This window comes from Bradyrhizobium amphicarpaeae (assembly GCF_002266435.3).
GTDB lineage: Bacteria > Pseudomonadota > Alphaproteobacteria > Rhizobiales > Xanthobacteraceae > Bradyrhizobium > Bradyrhizobium amphicarpaeae.
Genome location: NZ_CP029426.2, coordinates 5,462,452 through 5,482,365 on the forward strand (window position 1 = coordinate 5,462,452; position 19,914 = coordinate 5,482,365).

Sequence of the window (19,914 nt, forward strand, 5' to 3'; positions counted from 1 at the left end):
GATCAGGCCACCAGTTTCGCGCGGCGCACCAGGGGGCGCGCAAATAATTCGGCAAGATCGGCCGCTTGCTCGTAGCCCTGGATGGGCGTGAAAACGAGTTCGATCGACCATTTGGTGGTCATGCCCTCGGCCTCCAGGGGATTGGCAAGTCCAAGCCCACACACCACCAGATCCGGGCGGGCAGCTCGGCAGCGATCGAGCTGCAGGTCGACATCCTGCCCTTCAGATAGGGCGACATCGTCCGGCAGCAGCCTGAGCTCTTCGGCGAGATGCTCGCGGTGCAGATAGGGCGTCCCAACCTCGACCAAGTGCATCGACAATTCGCGCGACAAGAACCTCGCCAGGGGAATTTCGAGCTGGGAATCCGGAAACAGGAAGATGCTGCGGCCGCCGAGCAGATCACGATAGCGAACCAGCGCTCGCTCCGCCCTGATGCGATAAGGTTGGGTGACCGCCTCGAACAGCGCGGGCGCGACACCGAATGCGTCGGCCGCCGCACGCAACCATGCCGTCGTGCCCTCGACGCCCAGCGGAAACGGTGCGGCCAACCGGACGGCCCCGCGATCTTCCAGCGCGCGCGCAGTGTCGGCGAGGAAGGGTTGAGCCAGGAGGAATTTGGTGTTCGGTCCGATCTCGGGAAGGCCCGCAGTGTTACGCGGCGGCAGAAACTGCACACGGCCCATTCCCAACGCGTCGAACAGGCGGATGAACTGATCCTCGACCACGTCCGCCAGCGAGCCGACGATCAGCAATTGGTCCTCGCTCGTCCGGGTCGGGGGGGCCGCGGGGACGAGCGAGGCGAGACAGGCATCCTCGCCTTGCGTGAATGTTGTCTCGATTCCACTGCCCGAATAATTGAGGATACGAACTGCAGGCGAGAATTTCTGCGACAGCCGCAACGCGGCGCGCGACAAATCGAGCTTGATGACCTCGGAGGGACAGGAGCCGACCAGGAAAAGCAGCCGGATGTCCGGTCGCCGCGCGATCAGCTGAACCACGATGCGATCCAGCTCATCGTTGGCGTCGGTGAGCCCGGCGAGATCCTTCTCTTCCATGATAGCAGTCGCAAATCGGGGCTCCGCGAAGATCATCACGCCAGCGGCGGACTGAATCAGATGTGCGCAGGTGCGCGAGCCCACCACCAGGAAGAAGGCGTCCTGGATCTTGCGATGCAGCCAGACGATGCCGGTCAGCCCGCAGAAGACCTCGCGCTGACCACTCTCGCGACGGACCGGCTTTGGTAGGTCATTCGCTACGACCGGACATCCTTGCACATGCACGTTCATGCCCGGCTCCCGGAAACGGAGGGAGCTGCCGCTGATGCAATACGCTCGTCACGCCGGGCCGCGCGCAGCTTCAACAGGAACTGCGTGGCATTGACGAAGTATGACGCGTACGCCGCGAGCGCGAGCAGCATCTGCTCGCGCGGGCCGCCGATCCCGGCAAACAACGCGATGAGGTAACCGGTGTGCAAGCCCAGCACGAGGAAACTGAAGACGTCTTCCCAGAAGAAGGCCGGCGCAAACAAATAGCAGCCGAAGACTTCCCGTTCCCAGATCGAACCGGTGATCATGATCGCGTAGAGCACGAGCGTCTTGACGACGATCGACGCCGTCGCGATGGCGAAGCCCTCACCGTTGAACAGATAACGGAGCACCAGCGCCAGGCTGATCAGGAAAACCACAAACTGGACCGGTGCGAGAATGCCCTGGACCAGGGTCCACCTTGTTGCGTCGCGGCGAATGCGTTGTTCCGGCGTGTACAGCGTCTTAAGTGCTTGCGCCGGCGAGCTTGCTTGCGATCCGAGGTTGCCAAGCTTCGAAATTGCATTCGCAGGCGCAGCGACGGATTTATGCGCCAAACTGTAAAGATTGTTTGACAGTCCCTCAGCGTGGTGATGCGATATCGGGTGGGGAAATCGAGCAGCTGCCGGCGAAGGGTCGCCGTGTCCGGAAAATTGGCCGCTTTTAGCTGCTCGAAACTGCACCGCGCCACTCCCTACGTGCGGGCTTGATGGAAAGAAGGCTAAACCTCGCTTCAAGAACTGTCAACTAAACCATACGTAAATTGAACTTGACGGTTTTCGAACTCAGGGACTTAATGTTGGGGGGAGTGAGATATGACCGATGTGAACGAGCGATCCTTCTCAACCGGTAGCGCCACCGACACCGCTTCGGCGTCTCGTCCCAAATCGCTCAGACAGAGAATTCCCGCGCCCATCTGGCGCTTTCGCCCGACACTGCAGCCGGTCGCGGTGGTCCGGACCATCAAGACGCAGATCATTCCCAAGATCGTGCTGGCGTTGCGCAGCGCACCGATTGCAAAGCCGCCGGAGACCGCCGAACCGACCGCGCCGACCGAAGTGGAAATGTTTGCCGCGCTGGCGCTTGGCGCCGATGACGGCGCGGCGTTCGCCTACGTCGTGGATCTCCAGGCGAAAGGTGCCTCGGTCGAATCGATCTTTATCGATCTGCTGGCGCCCGCAGCGCGACAGCTCGGCGCGCAATGGGAATCGGACACGACGGATTTTGCCAGCGTGACCGTCGGCGTCGGGCGATTGCAGCTCATCATGCACCGCCTCGGCGATAGCTTCGCGCAGGAAGCCGGCGACAACCACGGCGGCGAATCGGCCCTGCTGACGATCATCCCCGGTGACCAGCACAGCTTCGGACTATCCATGGTGGCCGAGTTCTTCCGCCGCGCCGGCTGGAATCTCTGCACCGGGCCGTTCTCGTCGCATCAGGAGCTGACATCCCTGGTGCATAATCACTGGTTCGACATCGTCGGCTTTTCCGTCAGCAGCGACCGGCGGCTCGACGAGTTGAAGAAGGACATCCACGACATCAGGCGCGACTCGCGCAATAGGCATGTCGGCATCATTCTGGGCGGGCCGATGATAACCGCTCAGCCCGGCCTTGTGGCGTCGATGGGAGCCGATATGATGTCGGCCGATGCGATCACCGCGCCGCATCAGGCGCATGGTCTCATCGAGCAAATGAAGGGGCGGAAGTGACCGGCCTCGGCGCACAGGGGCGGCGCAGATTGACGCGACGAAGCTTACCTTCCAAACCCATTGCGGACGCAACGGGAATGACGGCCGCGACGGTGGATGTCTCCTCCCCGCCCAGCGTCGTGACTGCACTCTATCTCCGTACCAAGGCCCTGCATGCAGAAGCTGAGCGGACCGGCATCATTCGCGGTCTGCTGCGGGGTGAAGCAAGCCGGGCAGGCTACATCCTGCTGTTGCGCAATCTGCTTCCGGCCTACCGGGCGATGGAGCATGGGCTCGAACGCCATCGCGATTCTCCCGGCATCGCATTGCTCTACCGCTACCGGCTTGAGCGCACGCTCGCAATCGAATCCGACCTTGCTGCGCTGTGCGGCCAGCGACGAATTGAGGACATTCCGCTGCTTGCCGCCGGCGATATCTACGCCAAGCGGGTTGCGCATGTGGCCGATGGCGACGGCATGCGACTGATCGCCCATGCCTATACCCGCTATCTCGGAGACCTCAGCGGCGGTCGGATCCTGCAACGATTGCTGGCGCGCTCGCTGGAGCTTCGTCCTTCGGACCTGACCTTCTACGACTTTCCGCGCTTTTCGGATCTGGACTTGCTGAAGGCCGACTACCGCAAGGCCCTCGACGAAGCCGGTGCACTTGCCTCCGATCCGCACGCCGTGGTGGAGGAAGGCGCAATCGCCTTTTCCATGAATATCGACCTCTCCTGCGCCGTCGAGGCTGCGGTGCCACATGAGCCTGCCGCGGTCGCTGCCGTGGACTAGGTCGCCCGGCCCGCGCGGCGATTCAGGCTTTCGGCTTGCCGCTACCCGACGTCCGCGACGCATGCCAGATCAGATGTTCCAGCACTTCGGCAGTGCGCAGTGTCGAATTTCTGACACTCTCGAGCATCTCGGCGATCCGGCCGGTTTCCACGCCATAGGTGATTTCGAGCGCGGCGAGCTGGGCGTTCTCGATCACCGACGACAGCAGGTTCTGGTAGACGAGGTCGGTCTTGGAATCCAGACGGACGCTGCTGATCCGATTGCTTTGAACAATGCCTTCCTGGAAACGGCTGCGCGCGATCTCGGCGGCCTTTCGGTCTGTGATATCGGAGAAGATCAGCACGAAACCAAGCACGCGGTCCCGCGACGGATGCACCGGGTCTCCTCTGATCATCAACGGCTTTTCCCGGTTGCCTTCGCCGCGCAACAGCAACTCGCCGCGCCAGGGACGATGGTGACGGATGAGGTCCGCGACATCGCTCAGGAAACGGTCCGATTGTTGAAATGCCCCGGCCAGTTCCTCCAGCTGGCCGAACGCGGAATGATCCTTCGGCAGCAGCGTCTTGAACGCCTCGTTCACCAGCAGGATCTTGCCGTCGATATCGGCGATGATCACCGGCTGCTCGGACACGCGCACCTGGCGACTGAACTGTTCGAGCTGGTCCTGCGCGATGAGCGTACGCACCGCGCGGAATTGCAGCACGATGTCCGCCACCGATTGACCGATCAGGCGCGCGGCGGCGAGATCGGCCGGCGTCCAAGGGTCCGACGTTCCCTCGACCTGCTGATGCCACTGCGCGAACGACCGCCGCGGCGACAAATCCGTGGGACTGTTGCCGATCACGAACGGCTTCAGGGGATCGCCGCCCCAGGTCACCGTGCGAATGCGCTCCGGCCGGAACCAGATCAGGTATTCGCCGGGATTGCTTGAGATCGGCGTCACCGCGATCCCGCTAGCCACCTTAGTAATTCCCGTAAATTGGGGAAGATCAAGACCGAGCGATGCCGTCGCGACCACGGACCCATCGCGATGCGTGTCCAGCCAAGCGCCAATCTCCCTGATTTCCTGTGTCCCAGGAACCTCACCTGTCGAGATGATCTGGCCCTCATAAATCAGAGCGCTTCCACTCGCACCGAGCGGCTGAAGGATCGATTGCGAGCTGTCGAAGATCGCACCTCGCCAATCGCCTTCTCGCGACATCGCCTCGATCATTCGCTGCTCGAGCCGCTGCACGAAGATCTCGGACTGGCTTTGCGCAAAGCTCTCAAGCGCCGCTATGCGTGTCGCGATCGCCTCGGCAAGCAACTCGCAGACAGCCCGCAATTCAAAATGGATGAAGCGCGGCTCGTAGTGGTGACAGGCGACGAGGCCCCACAGCTTTCCGCCGACCACCAGCGAGATCACCAGGGTGGCGCCTACACCCATGTTCTTCAGGTACTGAAGGTGAATCGGCGACATGCTGCGCAGGAAGCAGAGCGACATGTCCAGATCCCGTCCGGTGATCGGCGACAACCGGGGCTGCAGCGGGACGGGCTGATAGTTCACATCCACCAGCACGCGGACACGCGTGCGCTCATAGAGCCGCCGCGCCATCTGCGGAATATCGGTCGCCGGGTAGCGATTGCCCAGATACGCCTCGAGCTCCGGCTTGCGGCGCTCCGAAAACACTTCGCCGTGGCCTTCGTCATCGAAACGGTAGACCATGACCCGGTCGTAGCCGGTACGATCCTGAAACAATGTCGCGGCCTCTTCGCAAAGCGCACGAATCGAGGACGCTGTGCGGATCTTCTCAAGCGCCTTGGCGATGTACCTGGTGAAATCGACCGACGGTCCGGCCCGCTCCAGCTCGATGACAAGCCCTCCCTCGGGCGGACGATGCAACAGCCCGTCATATTCTGCGCCGGGGCTTCCGATCCTGCAGCGCACCGCGATCGGCATTCCCTGGGCGGTCGGGTCGAGGTGCGGGAGAATTCGGACCAGCAGGTCGCCATCGAGATCGGCGAGCGCCATGCCGTCGACCTGCTTCAGGTTGAGAAAAGCCGCGGCATTTGCGCTGGCCTGAACGACACGGTGATCGGGCTCGCTGACGACCAAAAGGGCGCCGTGGGGCTGTATGGAGCCCGCGAGATGGATCTCTTCCCGTTCGCAGTTCGAAAGGTCGGCTTTTCCGAATGCTGGTGTAGCGAGCGAATGCAGCGCCAACTCAGTCCTCTGGGGTTTCCTCGGCGTCCGGCTCCTTGTCGTCCAGGCCGTAACGATTGAGCTTTGCATAAAGGCTCTGGCGGCTCAATCCCAGAAGTTCAGCCGTCGCCGTCCGATTACCACCCGCAAGCTCGAGCGCCTGCTTCACATAATGCTGTTCGACGACGCCAACCGTATTCTTCACGAGCTGGCGTAGCGACGATTTCCCGATCTGCTCGCTCATCGAGCCCAGCGCGGTGCGCAAAAAATCACTCTCGCTGCCCGACGGCAGGCGACGGGCCACATTGCGAAGCAGCACGCCGATCTGGCTCGGCTCGCCTTCCCCGGTTCCGGCCGAAATCTCGACCTCGGTCTCGGTGCCGAGTTCACCGCGGACCGACGTCGTGAAAAGCCGCACGGTCTTGTGCCGCTGAATATTCGAAAGCAGTGCATTCAGATCGGCGCCCGGTTGCCAGAGCCACCTGCCAAGCGATTCTCCGATTGCGGACGCCTTCGAGCCGAGCTGCACCAGATCGAGGAAGGCCTGATTGGCGTGACGAATGACGCCAGCTTCGTCGAGCGCCACAAATCCGTCCGGCAAATGCTCGACCAACTCCTCGATGGTCGATGGCTCACCTTTGTCCTTAGACGCCGACAGATCGGTCGCTGCAGTGAATTGCAGCAGAAACACGTGGCCGGGTTCCGCCGTCATCAGCGAGCCCCGCAGCATCCAAGGCTTGGCGTCGGGGCCAAGATGTACAAGGATGCTCAGCGCCTTGCCGCGCTCGCGGATGCGGGCCAGCACTTCGCGAACCGCATCGCGGTCTTCAGCGGCGATGTCATGCAGCAGCTCGCGTCCCGCGATGTCCTCGTTCCGGCGACGCGGCGAATTCAGCGCCTCGATCGCAGTGCGGTTGGCTTCCAGGATCCGCAGATTGGCGGCCGACACGATCAAGACGGCTTCGTTGGATGCGTCGAAGACCAGACGGTAGCGCGTCTCGATTTCGCGCAGCTTCCAATAGTCGCGCTCCATCGTCTGCTGGGCCGCGATCAGGCGCGACTGAAGCTCGGCGACGGCCTGCAGGTTCTTGCCGATGGCGAGCATCCCGGCACGGCCGCCCAGCAGCACCGTGGTGTATTCCATCGGAATTTCGAGGCCGCTCGGAAAGCGCTGGTTGATCTGGCGGAACGCCGAAATGCCGGTGACGCGCGCGTCATCGACCATGCGCTTGACCTTCTCGCCGCCCATCTCGCCGGCAACTTCGACCCATGGGCGGCCGAGCCATCCCTCGACGGTCTCGCCGCTCATCGATGGAGACAGCGTGGCCTCGCGGATCACACCCTCCATGTCCAGCAGGAGGGTGATGTCGGGCTGTACGGTCGGTAAGGCGGCCATTCTGTTATCTGCCGATCATTCTCTGCGGACGCGTGAAGCTGTCGAAACAACGGCAGTCGGACCGATGCAGGGGACGTGCCAACGTCACCTGACACTCGCCACCCGAAACTAAAGGCCCTTCTTGCTAGGAATGCGCAAAATCCGGCACGAAGTCAAGAAACACCTTTGTTTTGAAGGTTTTAGTTGTCACATTTACCTGACACCGGCTTCGACCATCACCGCTGGGATCTTGCCAATGGACGTCCAGCTAGCAGAATCCATTGAGAATTGGTTTGACGCCGCTCAAAAGAATGTCAGGAACGACAACGCCAATTGATATTTATAACTGTCAATATATCCTAACACTCAAATCGAGACCAAACAGAAGTCAGGGAGAGCAACGTGCCGGTGAAATCTGCAGTTTTTGCTTGTGTCGCAGCAGCCATTGTCTTTTCGAGCAACGCAGCCCTGGCACAGGACGCGGCCAAGGGTGAGCAGGTTTTCAAGCAGTGCATGACCTGCCACCGTATCGGGCCTGACGCCAAGAACTTGGTCGGACCGGTCCTGACCGGCGTCATCGGCCGGCAATCGGGAACGGCGCCCGGTTTCGCCTATTCGGCGTTGAACAAGGCCGCAGGCGAAAACGGACTGGTCTGGTCCGACGAATTGATCATGCAGTATCTGCCCGATCCGAACGCATTCCTGAAGAAATTCCTCACCGACAAGGGCAAGGCGGATCTGGCGACCGGTTCGACCAAGATGGCGTTCAAGCTCACTGACGAGCAGCAGCGCAAGGACGTCATCGCCTACATCAACAAATTCTCCGAAAAGAAATAGTCGGTCGGCGCAAGGCCAGTGCGATGGCTAGTTGCGCCAACGCCGGGTGACGTCCGTCAGATGCGCGAGTCCGGCGGCCGCGAGGAAGACACTCGCCAACATCCAGCCGCTGCCGGCGAGGGTTGCGCGCAGAGCGAGTAGAAGAAACACGCCGGCGCACAGATTGGGGAGGAGATCGCGCGGAGAGATGCCTCGCCGTACACGCGACCAATACACCAACAAGGCCGCAGCCTCGAGAAAGACCACGACGAGAATGAAATCGACGAGGCGTCCACTCGCAAACAGGTCAGCCATGCCGGAAGATCACATGGACATCCGATCCTGGCAACCGTTCGTCACGCGAACGGCCCGTTCAGACGAACGACGGTGAGGTTGAGAAACGCCGCGAACGACACCCACAACAGATAGGGAACCAGATAAAGGCTCGCAGGTCTTGCGGACCGCCAGAACACGATGATCGGCAACAGGATCGAGAGCCACAGGAACGCCACCTCGATCAACGCCCAATCCGGACGTTTCAAGGCGAAGAACAAGGTGCTCCACAACACATTGAGGAATCCATTCAGGGCAAACAGCCCTATCACCCATTCCCGCTGTGCGCGGCTCCCGGCGTTGCGCCAGGCGTGGACCGCCGAGGCCGTCGCCAGCGCAAAGATCAAGGTCCAGGCTGGACCGAAGAGCCAGTCCGGTGGCTGCCATGAGGGTTTCCGCAGGCCCTGATACCAGACCCCGGTGTCGGTCAGCGTGCCGCCGAGCACCGCAATGAAGATCGCAACCGATGCCGCGACCAGCACGGGCTTCCAGAAACCGCCGCGCATAGTCATTACGCCGATGCCAACCCTGCCATGTGGGCGAGGTTCTTGAAGAAAATGCGCACATGGGCGACCGGCTTGGCGCGAACCAGTTCCTTGTTCATATAGGCATCCCACGTCAACTTCTGGACGTCGCGATCGCGGCAAATGCTAACGAAGCGTTCGCGGCGACGATCATTGGAGTACCAGTACCACTGCATCACGCCGAGGATCCAGAATACGACGCCGTGCAGCCGCATGAATCGCTTCCGCGCATTGCGCAGAGCTTTGGCGTCGCCGGTCTCCAGAAAATCGTCAACGGCTTCCGCCGACAGGCGTCCGCCGATCATTGCGTAGTAAATGCCCTCGCCCGACGCGGGCGCAACGACACCCGCTGCATCGCCGGCCAGCAGCACGCTGCGCCCGTCATCCCATCGCGGCAGCGGGTGCAGCGGGATCGGGGCGCCCTCACGGCGGATCGTCTCGGACGCGCCAAGCCCCGCGGCATCGCGCAGGCCACCCACGGACTCCCGCAATGAAAATCCCTTGCGGGCGGAGCCTGTTCCGACGCTGACGGTGTCGCCATGCGGGAAGACCCAGCCGTAGAAGTCAGGAGACACACTGCCGCGATAATAGACGTCGCAACGCGTACCATCGAAGCTGGACGCCGCCGGCGGCGCGCGAACGATCTCATGATAGGCAAACACGTAAGGCAGCCGGTCCGCGCCGGGAAGACACTGCCGTGCCACCGCCGACAAGGCGCCGTCGGCGCCGATCAGCGCCCGGGCCCGAACGCTGCTTTCCACCATGGAGCCGTCGGCGACGCGTTCCTCATAATGGACGACAGTCGTCCCTGCATCGTCGCGCTTGAAACGCTTGAACAGGCCGGTCCGCCGTTGTGCGCCGGCGTCAGCGGCACGTGTCCGCAACCATTCGTCGAACACATCGCGGTCGACCATGCCGACAAAGCCGCCATCAATGGGCATGTCAACCTGCTGGTCCGATGGTGACACCATCCGGGCGGAGTTGACGTGCGCGACCAGAAGGTAATCGGGGATGTCGAAGTCGCGGATCAGCCGCGGCGGGATCGCGCCGCCGCAAGGCTTGATGCGCCCGGCACGGTCGAGCAAGAGCACGCTCCGCCCGAGCTTTGCAAGATCGTGCGCGGCCGTCGCACCGGAGGGCCCTCCGCCGACCACCACGACATCGAAGATCTCCGAACTGGTCATGACTGCGCTCCTTCTGCGATAGCGGCCAACGGCGAACCGAAAGCGCGCTGCTGCGTCTCGTCCTTTGCCGGAGCGCGATGAACCCAAACGGCCATCACGGCGGCAACGACGAACAATCCTGCCTCCGATGCGAACACCGCGGAATAAGACAATGCCGCCGACGTCAGGACATACCGCGCGATGTCGCTGGCCAGCGTTCCCAGGAATCCACCGATCCCGAACGCAAACGCCTGCGCAGCGCCCCACAGACCCATGCGCACGCCTTCGCGCCTCTCGCCGCCCGCCCCGACCAGCGCCATCATCGAGCCGATCGCCGCCACGGCGTAGGCCCCATTGGTGACGCCGAGCATGAACACTGTCTCGCGCAGCGGCCAGGACGGCCCGACAACGGCTGCGGCCGCCAGACACAACAGCGCGATTGCCGAGGCAAGGCATCCCCCGATGGTCCAAATCTGCAGGTTTCCGCGGGATCGTGGATAGATCGCGCCGATCAACGGCACCATGGCCATGCCGATCAACGTTCCCGCATGCTGGACGCCCGAAAGCTTCGTCGTCTCGCCTGGCGTGAGGCCGAACACCGCGCCGGCGAACGGCTCCAGGATCAGATCCTGCGCGCTATAGGCGAGCATCGAGACAAAGACAAAGATCGCGAACCGTCGCGATTTTGGCTCGGTGCATACTTCCATGAACGCTTCGCGAAAGGACGACTGGCGGCTCGGCGAGTTCAAGACCGGTCGGGCACGGGCGACGGAACGTCCCTCGACGCCCCATACGCCGACAATCGTGAGAACCATCGCTACCACGGAGACAGATCCCGAAACCACGATCAATCGCACGGGCGAAAACGGATCGAGCCAATGGCCCGCTACACCGGTGGTCACGATAAAGCCGGCGATCATCATCACCCAGACGATGGTCGCCGCTGCCGCGCGGCGGTTGTCGTCGGTGCGCTTGGCAAGCAACACCAGCAGCGACGTACCGGCGGCGCCGACGCCCGCGCCGATCAAACAGAAGGCAACCACCGCAAGCGCGATGCCAAATAGTGCATGCGTCGTCATCCAGGCCGTCGCGATCGAGGCCATCAAGCCGCCGGTTGCGAGTACCGCCATGCCGCCGACGATCCACGGCGTTCGCCTCGCCCCGAGATCCGAGCCATGGCCCCAAGCCGGCCGGAAGACCTGAAGGGCATAGTGAACGGCGACGAGAGCGCCCGGCAGGATCGCCGGCATCACCAGTTCGACCACCATGACCCTGTTCAGCGTCGAAGTCGTCAAGACCACGATCGCGCCGAGGCCGGTCTGAACCAGGCCGAGCCTGACAATGCCAAACCACGAAAGAACCGGGCTGTTCATGGTCAGTTCGCTTTCATCGCAGCCAGCGCAAAAGCGCTGATGAGCATGCCGACGACATAGCAGCTGATCCCGGTTCCGTTATACCAGGGAGCGCGCTCGCGCGGACTTCCGAGGAAATGGGCCATCAGTGACAACTGTGCAAAGAGCAGCGCGCCGACCGCCGCCGCATAAAATGGGCGCTGCCATGCCAGTAGAAGCACCACGACCGCAACCTGCGGCACTGCCATCACCGCACAGGCGAGGCGCGCGGCATTGCCGACGCCAAGCAGCACCGGGAGCGAATCGATCCCCATCCGCCTGTCGCCCTCGACGGACTTGAAATCGTTGAGAGTCATGATGCCGTGGGCACCGATGCTATAGAGCAGCGCGATCACGACGATGCGCCAGTCGGGCGCGGATGCGCTCATCACCGCGGCGCCCGTGAACCAGGGCAGACCTTCATAACAAAGCCCGCACGCCGCGTTGCCCCACCAGCCATTCTGCTTGAGGCGGATCGGCGGCGCGCTATAGGCCCAGGCCAGCACGAGACCGACGATTGCAGCGGCAAAGCCCCAGGTACCGAGCATGGTCGCCAGAAGCAACGACAGAGCCGTCCAAACGATCGCGATGTAGAGACCCCAGCGGCCGGGAATTCGTCCTGACGGAATTGGCCGGCCCGGCTCGTTGATGGCATCGACATGACGGTCGTACCAGTCGTTCACGGCCTGGCTGGTGCCGCAGACCATCGGTCCTGCCAGCAGCACACCCGCGACGATCATCGGCCAACGCTGGCCCGGCGAAACGCCCGAGGACACGATCCCACACCCCAGCGCCCACATCGGCGGAAACCATGTGATCGGCTTCAGCAGTTCGAGAACGACCGAGGGCGCGGGATGACTGACAACGGCACTAGTCATCTTCGGCCTCACCTTCACCCGTGTGCTCGGCAAGCCCAAAGCGCCGGAGCTTGACATAGAGGCTCTGACGGCTGAGGCCGAGCATTTCCGCAGCCGACGCACGATTGTCGCCGGTCAATTCGAGAGCAGCCTCGATCGAGAGCTTTTCAATGACGTCGGTCGCCTCGCGTACGAGATCGCGCAGCGGAACACGGCCGATCCGCTCGGTCAGTTGTGCCACAGAGCGCGGGAGCTCGCGGGCCGAGGACGGCGATGCCGAAAGACGCTTCTCGACATTGCGGATTGCGAAGCCGAAACCCTGCTTGCGGTCGTCGTGGGTCAGAGATGCCGCTGAAACCTCGACATCCGTCGTCGCGCCACGTTCGCCGCGCAGCGAAGTCGAGAACAGCTTGATCGAACCGGTTTGGCGAAGATTGGCGAATGCCACTCCAAAGTCGACACCGGCCCGACCGAGCCAGCGGTCCAGCAATTCGCCGCGCGCCTGCTCCGCACTGCCGAGCTGCGCCATCTCTGTGAAGGCCGGGTTCGCCTTGACGATGCGGCCGTCATGCCCGGTGATGACCAACGCGTCGGGCGCGGCGTCGAAATACTCCAGCAAGCTCGATGTTGCCTTCAGCGCGCCGGCTTGCGCCGGCGTCTGCTGCGACGACAGGCGGACCAGAAACAAGGTCGCGTTCTCCTGCCGGAACTGAGACACGGCGACAAAGCACTCCCGGTCTCCCTTCGTAAGCCGGGCACGGACGTCGCCGTCACGCCCGGTGGCGCGAACATTGGACAGCAGGGTTTGAACCGGCTCGGCATCCGCCGAAACGAAATGTGAGGCGAGATTCGATTTCAGAACCTGCGGCGCGCTCGCGTCGAGCAGCGCCAGCGCGGTCGGGTTGATCTCAAGAATGGCATTGTTGGAGGCATCAACGATCATGACCGCTTCCGACGAGACCTGGAACAGCAGGCGATATCGCGTTTCGGCTTGGCGCAGCCGGACGTAGTCGCGTTCCATCGATTGTTGGGCGTTGACGAGCCGCTGCTGCATCGCTGCCAGCTGACGTAGATCGCGACCGACCACGACAAATCGATCGCTGCGTCCGATGTTGACAGCCGAATACAGCACCGGAATATCCGCGCCGCCGGGCGACGGATGGTTCACCTGGCGCCAGATCGAGGATTTTCGGTTCACCGCGTCCTGGAGCAACTCTCTGGTTTTGGGAGTGGTTTCGGAGGTCACGATGTCGGCCAGCTTCGAGCCCAGCCAGCGGCCGTGGGCATCGAGCTCCAGCGAAAGGTCTTCCTTGTTGAAGGCGACGTCCCGAATCACCCCCTCGCCGTCGATGATCACAGCGACGTCGCTTGCTGCCGCGATCAGGTTCGCGACTGGCAATGCGCCGAGATTCCCCAGCGACTCCTTCGGAGATTTGAACACCTGAACCAGGGCAAATATCCTCCAACAAACCGTGATCTCTCACCTAGCGTTCCTCGAGCCCGTTTTTTGTTGGCGGACGAATGACGCACGAAGCCCGGATCAGGCCGTACGCCGCCGCGTCGTCTCGGACAGCCGAGCCGGGAAGACGATGAAAGCGTGCGCGCGCCGCAGCGGCATGTTGCAATCCGGCGCGCGCCAGATCTTCAAATGAATTATCGCGGCAGTGCCAAGCCGTGCTTGACGCCCCAGTCGAACCAGTTGTCCACGACGGTACCGGAGAGCAGGATCCCGATGCCGCCCGTGAGGGGGCAGAGCACAGCAAACCACCAGGCCCAGCGGTGGATAGATTCCGCCGTCGCGTTGAAGCCCATGGTCCAGCGCCAGAACAAGGCCGCTCGCTCGAGCGCCGTACCGCGGTCGACGATCTGCTCGATCTCGCGCTCGCCGCCATAGCGGCTGACTGCCAGGATCGTCGCGCCATGCATGGCGAACAGCAGGGCGGAGCCGTACAGGAACGCGATCGAGAGCATGTGGAACGGATTGTAGAAGAGGTTGCCGTGGGTGATCGAGAAGTTGTTGGTCCAGTCGAGATGCGGGAAGATCCCGAACGGAACGGCCTCGCTGAAGTGCCCCATCAGCAGCGGCCGGATGAAGCCGAGCACCAGATAGAGCCAGATCGCGGACGCGAAGGCCCATGACACGTGCGTGCCCATGCCGAGTGCACGGGCCCGACGGTACGTGCGACCCCACCACAACAGGATCGAGGTCGTGAGGAAGAAGCCGGCCATCAGCCACCACCCTCCCTCCTGCAATGGCGGAAAACTGATGCCGTATTCAGGCTTCGGCGGCTCCAGCGACAGCCAGGGCAGTTGTCTAACGAATTCGATCGGGCTCCAGTTCACCGATGCGAGCATATTGAGACCGATGATCTCGATCGCGACGATGCCGCAGGCGATCGACGCAAGCCCGAGAAATCCGAGATAAAACGGTCCGACCTGGGCGTCACCGATCTTTCCGAGCCAGTAATTGAACCGGCCTTCACTGGTACGAACCCATATTCCGGGCTGGATCGGAATCCCGGGGTAGATGGTGCTACGCACCTGCACCTGTGTGAAGAAGTTTTGATATTGGGCCATGGCTCAGGACTCTCTCTGATGACCGGAATTAGTTTGAGGACCAGATCGGAAGGTTGCGCCACCAGTTCCACCACTCCGACCAGGCATTGCCCTCCGACCATAGCGGCCCGCTGATCACGATGCAGACCGCGCTGAAGAACACTGCCGATAGGGCGATAAACAACCCGAGGCGATGGATGCCGATCGTGCCGACTGAATAGCCGATCAGGTCCCGGAACATCGTGTTCTCGTGCTCCGGCGTTTTCACCGGTTCACCCTTGTCAGGATTGGTCGACGACAGAATGAGGCCGCCATGCAGAGCCAGCGCCAGGCACGTCGTGAAGAAGAACGTGATGGCGATCATGTGCGCTGGGTTGTAATGGAAGTTGCCGTATTGGTAGCCGGTGTTCGACACCCAATCGAGATGGGTGATGATGCCGTAGGGAAAACCGTAGCTCCACGATCCCATCAAGACCGGCCGGATCACCACCAGGGTAAAATAGGCGAAGATGGCGAAGCCGAAGGCGAAGGGCACGTGATAGCCGATCCCGAGCTTGCGGCAGATCTCGACCTCGCGAAGCGCCCATGACACGAAGGCTCCGAGCGCGCAAATCGTGACGATCTGCCAGATCCCGCCTTCCTGCAGCGGCGCGAAGGACAAGCCGTATTTGACATCAGGCGGATTGACGCTGATCTGCCAGAGATTCCAGGTCGGTCCGAGCGCAGTATTCCAGAGGATCATCGCGATGCCGACGAATGAGAAGAACACCGTCGTCACCCCGAAGAACCCGACGTAAAACGGGCCGACCCAGAAATCGAACAGATCGCCGCCGATGAGCGTCCCACCACGAACGCGATATTTTCTTTCAAAGCTGAGCATTGCCATCGTCCGTTCCTCCGCGTGCGAAATCCATCGTCTTTGTCGTTTTTCGCCTGGCAGTTACCGGAAGCGGACGAGACCGGCCGCTCGATCCTGCCTCGCCCGATTCCGGTACGCAGTTCGTCATGCCATCAGGACGGCATGCTTGGTGGTGTGTACGGCAGAGTGATCTCCGACGTTTTCGCCTTGCGGGGCCCGTCCAGCCAGTTGAACCGGTCTGTCGAGAGCAGGATGAAGTGGATCACGATCGCCAGTCCGAACAGGAACGTGAAGAGCGCGACCAAGGCACGGCGCGGATCGAACAGAAGCCAAATTCGCCACATGATTGCCTCCGTCTATGTCAGGTACGAAAGGGTGACGCTGGCGACGTGCTGGAGGCTATCCAGCGCCGTCGTCTTGTAGCCGCCCGGTCCGGGCAACCAGGGACGCCACATCCAGGCGAGGATATGGGCAACCACCGCGACAGCCGTGAAGAGCAGGAAGCTCGTCATGAATATCGAATGGAATTCCTTGGCTTCGGCTTCGGATAGCCCCGATAAGGAACCGTCCTTCATTTGGTATCCTCCTAGTGATGGCCTTGCGGCCGTTCGTCGCCCGAGCGTGGGCGACAGCGATTGCCGGATCCATCGATACGGCAGTTATCCGCCCGGCAATGCGCCGGACGGAATCCCGATCACAGCCCCATGAACGACGACGTCACGATCGTGCCGGCGGCACTGCGGGCCTCAGCGAAGATCGACTCGTGATTCCTGTAATGGTCGAAGGCCGCTCGTTTGCGCCAGGGTGTCAATCGCGAGAGCACAGCTCGCACCAGAAAGGCCACGTAGCAGGCGCCAAACACCACTTGGGATTCGACGGTTTTGTTCTCGCCGTGCGCTTTCGTTCGATCGCCATAAGCATAATCGGACATCGACATCACCTCCCGCATATCGTCCTTCAGGTGCAGATACGGAATTGCCGGAAACAAGCCGGCTTCAACCATTCTCATGCTGGCGCTCCACTCATCAGCGCCGCGCGGGCCCTAGTCACGAAATCCGTGGTGACGCGCGCCTCGCCGGCCTGGCGCGCGCCGCTCTCCGCGGCGTCGCGCAGGCGCTTTGCGGCCGAGATGCGCACCAGCACCGGATGGGCCTCCAACACCTCGTCGAGCAGCGCCTTGGCTTCGTCGCTCCAGACGATTTCCTCGTGCAGCCGGGCCGGCGTCGGATCGACGCGATCCAGATCGGCTGCGAGCGGCAGGATATTGAACAACGCGTCGAACAGCGCGTTGCAGACTTCCTGAACGAGATAGGTCGCGCCCGAATAGCCCATGAACGGCGTGCCGGTGTGCCGGCGGATCACCGCGCCTGGGAAAGACGCCGGCACATAGATCGCGCGGCCACCGGCCTCTGCCAGGTACATGCGTTCGTTGTAGCTGCCGAACAGGATCAGCGGCGGCTTCTCACGCACCGCAGATCGTACGGCATCGTTGTCCGGCTTGACGCCCGCCTTGCGTGGGAAGGAGAAGGTGCACAGCAGACCCATTTCCTTTTCCAGGAAGTTTCTGACGCCGCGCGCATACGTCTCGTTGGCGACGATGGCGAAGCTGGCCGTGCCGAAGAAATCCTGGGTGACCGATCGCCACAAATCCCACAGCGGCTTGATGGTCGTGTGTTTCTCGCGTTCGATGAATGGCTCGGGATCGAGACCCAGAAGTTCGCCGAGCTTGCGCAGGAACCTGGTGGTGGAGTGCAGGCCGATCGGCGCCTGCAGATACGGCCGCTCCAGCGCCTCGCACAGCATCCGGCCGAACTCGCGGTACATGCAGACGTTGACGTCGGCGTTCACCAGCTTCGGAATGTCTGCGAGGTGACTACCAAGCGGAAATACCATGTTGATTTCGGCGCCGATGCCCTCGATCAGCCGGCGGATTTCGGCGAGGTCGGACGGCATGTTGAAGGTGCCGTAGATCGGCCCGATGATGTTGACGCGGGGTTTGACGCCTTCGGCGCGGGGCTTGAGCTCCGGAATCTTCTTGACGCCGTACTCCTTCCAGAGCCAGACGATGGCACGGTCTGCGCTTTGCCATTGATCCTCGTCGATGGTGCGCGGCAGGAAACGCTTGATGTTGGTTCCCTCCGGCGTCACGCCACCGCCGATCATTTCGGCGATCGAACCGGTGACCACGACGGCCGGCAGATAGGGATCGAGCACGCGGTGGGCGCGCTTCATCGCGCCTTCGGTGCCGGTCTGGCCCAGCTCTTCCTCGCCGAGTCCCGTCACTACGATGGGCAGTTCATGCGGCGGTAGCGCGTCGGTATAATGCAGCACCGATGTAACCGGCAGATTCTCGCAGCCGACCGGACCATCGATGATGACCTGCATGCCCTTCACCGCAGTGAAGGCGTAGACCGCGCCCCAATAGCCGCCCGCGCGATCGTGATCGAGGACCAGCATCAGATCATCTCCTCGGCTTTGCGCTTCTTGGCCTGGGCTTCGATCTGTTTCCTGTATTTCTCCCGGAAGGCCACGTTTTCGTTCGGCGTATCTTCCCAGATGCCGGCCGCGTGGCCCTCGCCGACATTGCCGAAGAACTCCTTCATCTCGTCGAAGCGGCTCTGATTGGCGAGCGCAGCGTTGACAACCTGCGCCAGCGAGCCGGCGCCGGCGACGCCAAACAACGGCCGCGCCGAGATCAGATTGGTGAAATACAGCGCCGGGATCGCAAGCTGTTTTGCCTTCTGGACGATGGGCGTGGTGCCGATGGCCAGATCGGGCTTGAACTCGCCGACGGCGGCCAGATCCATTTCCAGCGACGCGCGATACTGAACGCGTGTGCCTCTGGCTTCCAGCCATCCGCGGTCGACATCGGACCATTGCGTCCTCGGGCAGGCCGTACCGACATAGGGTACGCGCGCGCCGCTCTCGATGAGGAGCCGCGCGACGAGAAGTTCGGAACCTTCGTAGCCGGAGATCGTGATGCGCGCGTCGATCGGCTTCGCCGCCAGCGCGGCCTTGATCATCGGCAGGAAGCGGTTCTTGGCGGCGTCGATCTTGTCCCGCGCGACGTTGCAGACCGTACCGATGGATTCAAGCCAGGCTTCGGTGCCATCGTGGCCGACCGGCGCGGACCCCACGATATTACGCCCGGCCAACTCGAACTGGCGAAAGCTCGCCGTGTAGAACGGATGGATCGCAGCAATGACGGAGCCGTCGAGTGCGGCATAGAGCTCCCGCCACTCGCGCGTCGGCACCACCGGACCAGCCGCCAGACCGAGCGGCTCCAGCATCATACCGATGCCGACGGGATCCGCCGGAAACATCTCTCCGACCAGCGTGACCGTCGGCCGGTCGCTCTTGCCGCCGCGCGGCGCCTGAACCGGCCCCTGCTCCACTTCCTTGCGGGCATATTCGAGCATCGCCGCCGCCAGCACGTCCTTGGCCTCGGCATGGGTCGGCACACCGAAGCCAGGCACGTCGATACCAATGATTCGGACGCCGTTGACTTCATCCGGCAACAGATCAAGGGGAACGCCGGACGCCGTCGGCACACAAAGATTGGTGATGATGATAGTGTCGTATAGCGTGGGGTCGGCGAGCTTGAAGACAGCTTCGCGAATGTCCTCGAACAGCTTGCCGGTGACCAGAGTCTCGGAGTTGAAGGGAACGTAGCCGACCGTCCGTCGCGCACCGTAGAAATGCGAAGTGAAGGTCAGCCCGTAGACGCAACAGGCCGAGCCCGACAGAACCGTCGCAGTGCGCCGCATCCGCAGGCCGACCCGCAGCGAACCGAATGCCGGGCACATGCTTTGCGGCTGGTCATGCGGACCCTTGGGATAGTCGGTGGCATAGCGATCGAGGATATCGCTCTTTCCCGCAGCGCTGGCGGCTGCCTTGAGTTCGGCAGCACCGGCATGGCAACCCAGGCCGTCGCTCTTCGTCGCTGCCGCGTTGATGGCGGGCGGTGCAACGACATCGTCCGTCGCAGCCACCTCGACTTCGACGGGCTCGTTCACGACGGACTCGGCTATCGCGCCTGCGTATCGTGGCAGAATGACGTTCATGTTGCGCTCCG

The 19,914-nt window shown here is 62.3% G+C and carries 20 protein-coding genes; 3 read left to right on the forward strand and 17 right to left on the reverse strand.

Going from position 1 to position 19,914, the window contains the following annotated elements:
- Nucleotides 1-2: 2 nt before the first annotated feature.
- Together CIT40_RS25610 and bchF are read right to left on the reverse strand one after the other, a co-directional pair.
- Nucleotides 3-1,286: a ferredoxin:protochlorophyllide reductase (ATP-dependent) subunit N gene (locus CIT40_RS25610; RefSeq protein WP_094891133.1), complete on the reverse strand. Its 1,284-nt coding sequence runs from the start codon at nt 1,284-1,286 to the stop codon at nt 3-5.
- Nucleotides 1,283-1,825, reverse strand: coding sequence for a 2-vinyl bacteriochlorophyllide hydratase (bchF, locus tag CIT40_RS25615; RefSeq protein WP_244612016.1), 543 nt, complete (start codon nt 1,823-1,825; stop codon nt 1,283-1,285). The genes CIT40_RS25610 and bchF overlap by 4 nt, the downstream gene beginning before the upstream one ends.
- Nucleotides 1,826-2,119: 294 nt before the next feature.
- Here bchF and CIT40_RS25620 point away from each other — a divergent pair, with 294 nt between their 5' ends.
- The gene (locus tag CIT40_RS25620) at nt 2,120-3,013 is read left to right on the forward strand and encodes a cobalamin B12-binding domain-containing protein (RefSeq protein ID WP_094891132.1); all 894 of its coding nucleotides are present in this window, start codon (nt 2,120-2,122) and stop codon (nt 3,011-3,013) included.
- Between the two features lie 77 nt (nt 3,014-3,090).
- On the forward strand, nt 3,091-3,783 hold the full coding sequence (locus tag CIT40_RS25625; RefSeq protein ID WP_244611849.1) for a biliverdin-producing heme oxygenase: 693 nt from the start codon (nt 3,091-3,093) through the stop codon (nt 3,781-3,783).
- Between the two features lie 22 nt (nt 3,784-3,805).
- On the opposite strand, the gene CIT40_RS25630 is transcribed toward CIT40_RS25625, so the two are convergent.
- Nucleotides 3,806-5,986: a GAF domain-containing protein gene (locus CIT40_RS25630; RefSeq protein ID WP_094891130.1), complete on the reverse strand. Its 2,181-nt coding sequence runs from the start codon at nt 5,984-5,986 to the stop codon at nt 3,806-3,808.
- Nucleotide 5,987: 1 nt separating this feature from the next.
- Nucleotides 5,988-7,361, reverse strand: a complete 1,374-nt coding sequence (gene ppsR, locus CIT40_RS25635; protein WP_094891129.1) for a transcriptional regulator PpsR — start codon at nt 7,359-7,361, stop codon at nt 5,988-5,990.
- 381 nt (nt 7,362-7,742) lie between these two features.
- On the opposite strand from ppsR (CIT40_RS25635), the gene CIT40_RS25640 reads away from it, so the two are divergent.
- Entirely contained in the window at nt 7,743-8,177 is a 435-nt protein-coding gene (locus tag CIT40_RS25640) for a c-type cytochrome (RefSeq protein WP_094891128.1), read from the forward strand.
- A gap of 27 nt (nt 8,178-8,204) precedes the next feature.
- Here the strand turns inward: CIT40_RS25640 and CIT40_RS25645 are convergent, their stop codons facing one another.
- The 13 genes from CIT40_RS25645 to bchY all read right to left on the reverse strand — a co-directional run bounded on the left by CIT40_RS25645 (nt 8,205) and on the right by bchY (nt 19,903).
- Nucleotides 8,205-8,471, reverse strand: coding sequence for a hypothetical protein (locus CIT40_RS25645; protein ID WP_094891127.1), 267 nt, complete (start codon nt 8,469-8,471; stop codon nt 8,205-8,207).
- 41 nt (nt 8,472-8,512) lie between these two features.
- Complete coding sequence (locus tag CIT40_RS25650; protein ID WP_094891126.1) at nt 8,513-9,001, reverse strand: TspO/MBR family protein; 489 nt, start codon at nt 8,999-9,001, stop codon at nt 8,513-8,515.
- Nucleotides 9,001-10,197: a geranylgeranyl diphosphate reductase gene (locus tag CIT40_RS25655; RefSeq protein ID WP_094891125.1), complete on the reverse strand. Its 1,197-nt coding sequence runs from the start codon at nt 10,195-10,197 to the stop codon at nt 9,001-9,003. The genes CIT40_RS25650 and CIT40_RS25655 overlap by 1 nt, the downstream gene beginning before the upstream one ends.
- Nucleotides 10,194-11,549 (reverse strand): BCD family MFS transporter, encoded by a 1,356-nt coding sequence (locus tag CIT40_RS25660; RefSeq protein ID WP_094891124.1) that lies wholly within the window; start codon nt 11,547-11,549, stop codon nt 10,194-10,196. Before CIT40_RS25660 ends, CIT40_RS25655 begins: the two co-directional genes overlap by 4 nt.
- 2 nt (nt 11,550-11,551) lie before the next feature.
- Nucleotides 11,552-12,445, reverse strand: coding sequence for a chlorophyll synthase ChlG (chlG, locus tag CIT40_RS25665; RefSeq protein WP_094891123.1), 894 nt, complete (start codon nt 12,443-12,445; stop codon nt 11,552-11,554).
- Nucleotides 12,438-13,823 (reverse strand): transcriptional regulator PpsR, encoded by a 1,386-nt coding sequence (gene ppsR, locus CIT40_RS25670; protein WP_244611851.1) that lies wholly within the window; start codon nt 13,821-13,823, stop codon nt 12,438-12,440. The genes chlG and ppsR (CIT40_RS25670) overlap by 8 nt, the downstream gene beginning before the upstream one ends.
- A 254-nt stretch (nt 13,824-14,077) precedes the next feature.
- Complete coding sequence (pufM, locus tag CIT40_RS25675; protein ID WP_094891121.1) at nt 14,078-15,001, reverse strand: photosynthetic reaction center subunit M; 924 nt, start codon at nt 14,999-15,001, stop codon at nt 14,078-14,080.
- 28 nt (nt 15,002-15,029) lie between these two features.
- Nucleotides 15,030-15,866 (reverse strand): photosynthetic reaction center subunit L, encoded by an 837-nt coding sequence (pufL, locus tag CIT40_RS25680; protein ID WP_094891120.1) that lies wholly within the window; start codon nt 15,864-15,866, stop codon nt 15,030-15,032.
- Nucleotides 15,867-15,991: 125 nt separating this feature from the next.
- A complete protein-coding gene (gene pufA / locus CIT40_RS25685) occupies nt 15,992-16,183 on the reverse strand; it encodes a light-harvesting antenna LH1, alpha subunit (RefSeq protein WP_015684467.1) in 192 nt (63 codons plus the stop codon).
- Nucleotides 16,184-16,195: 12 nt separating this feature from the next.
- Nucleotides 16,196-16,414, reverse strand: a complete 219-nt coding sequence (gene pufB, locus CIT40_RS25690) for a light-harvesting antenna LH1, beta subunit (RefSeq protein WP_094891119.1) — start codon at nt 16,412-16,414, stop codon at nt 16,196-16,198.
- Nucleotides 16,415-16,533: 119 nt separating this feature from the next.
- Nucleotides 16,534-16,848, reverse strand: a complete 315-nt coding sequence (locus tag CIT40_RS25695) for a hypothetical protein (protein WP_244611852.1) — start codon at nt 16,846-16,848, stop codon at nt 16,534-16,536.
- Complete coding sequence (gene bchZ, locus CIT40_RS25700; RefSeq protein ID WP_094891118.1) at nt 16,845-18,296, reverse strand: chlorophyllide a reductase subunit Z; 1,452 nt, start codon at nt 18,294-18,296, stop codon at nt 16,845-16,847. Before bchZ ends, CIT40_RS25695 begins: the two co-directional genes overlap by 4 nt.
- Nucleotides 18,296-19,903, reverse strand: a complete 1,608-nt coding sequence (gene bchY, locus CIT40_RS25705; RefSeq protein ID WP_094891117.1) for a chlorophyllide a reductase subunit Y — start codon at nt 19,901-19,903, stop codon at nt 18,296-18,298. The genes bchZ and bchY overlap by 1 nt, the downstream gene beginning before the upstream one ends.
- Between the last annotated feature and the right edge of the window lie 11 nt (nt 19,904-19,914).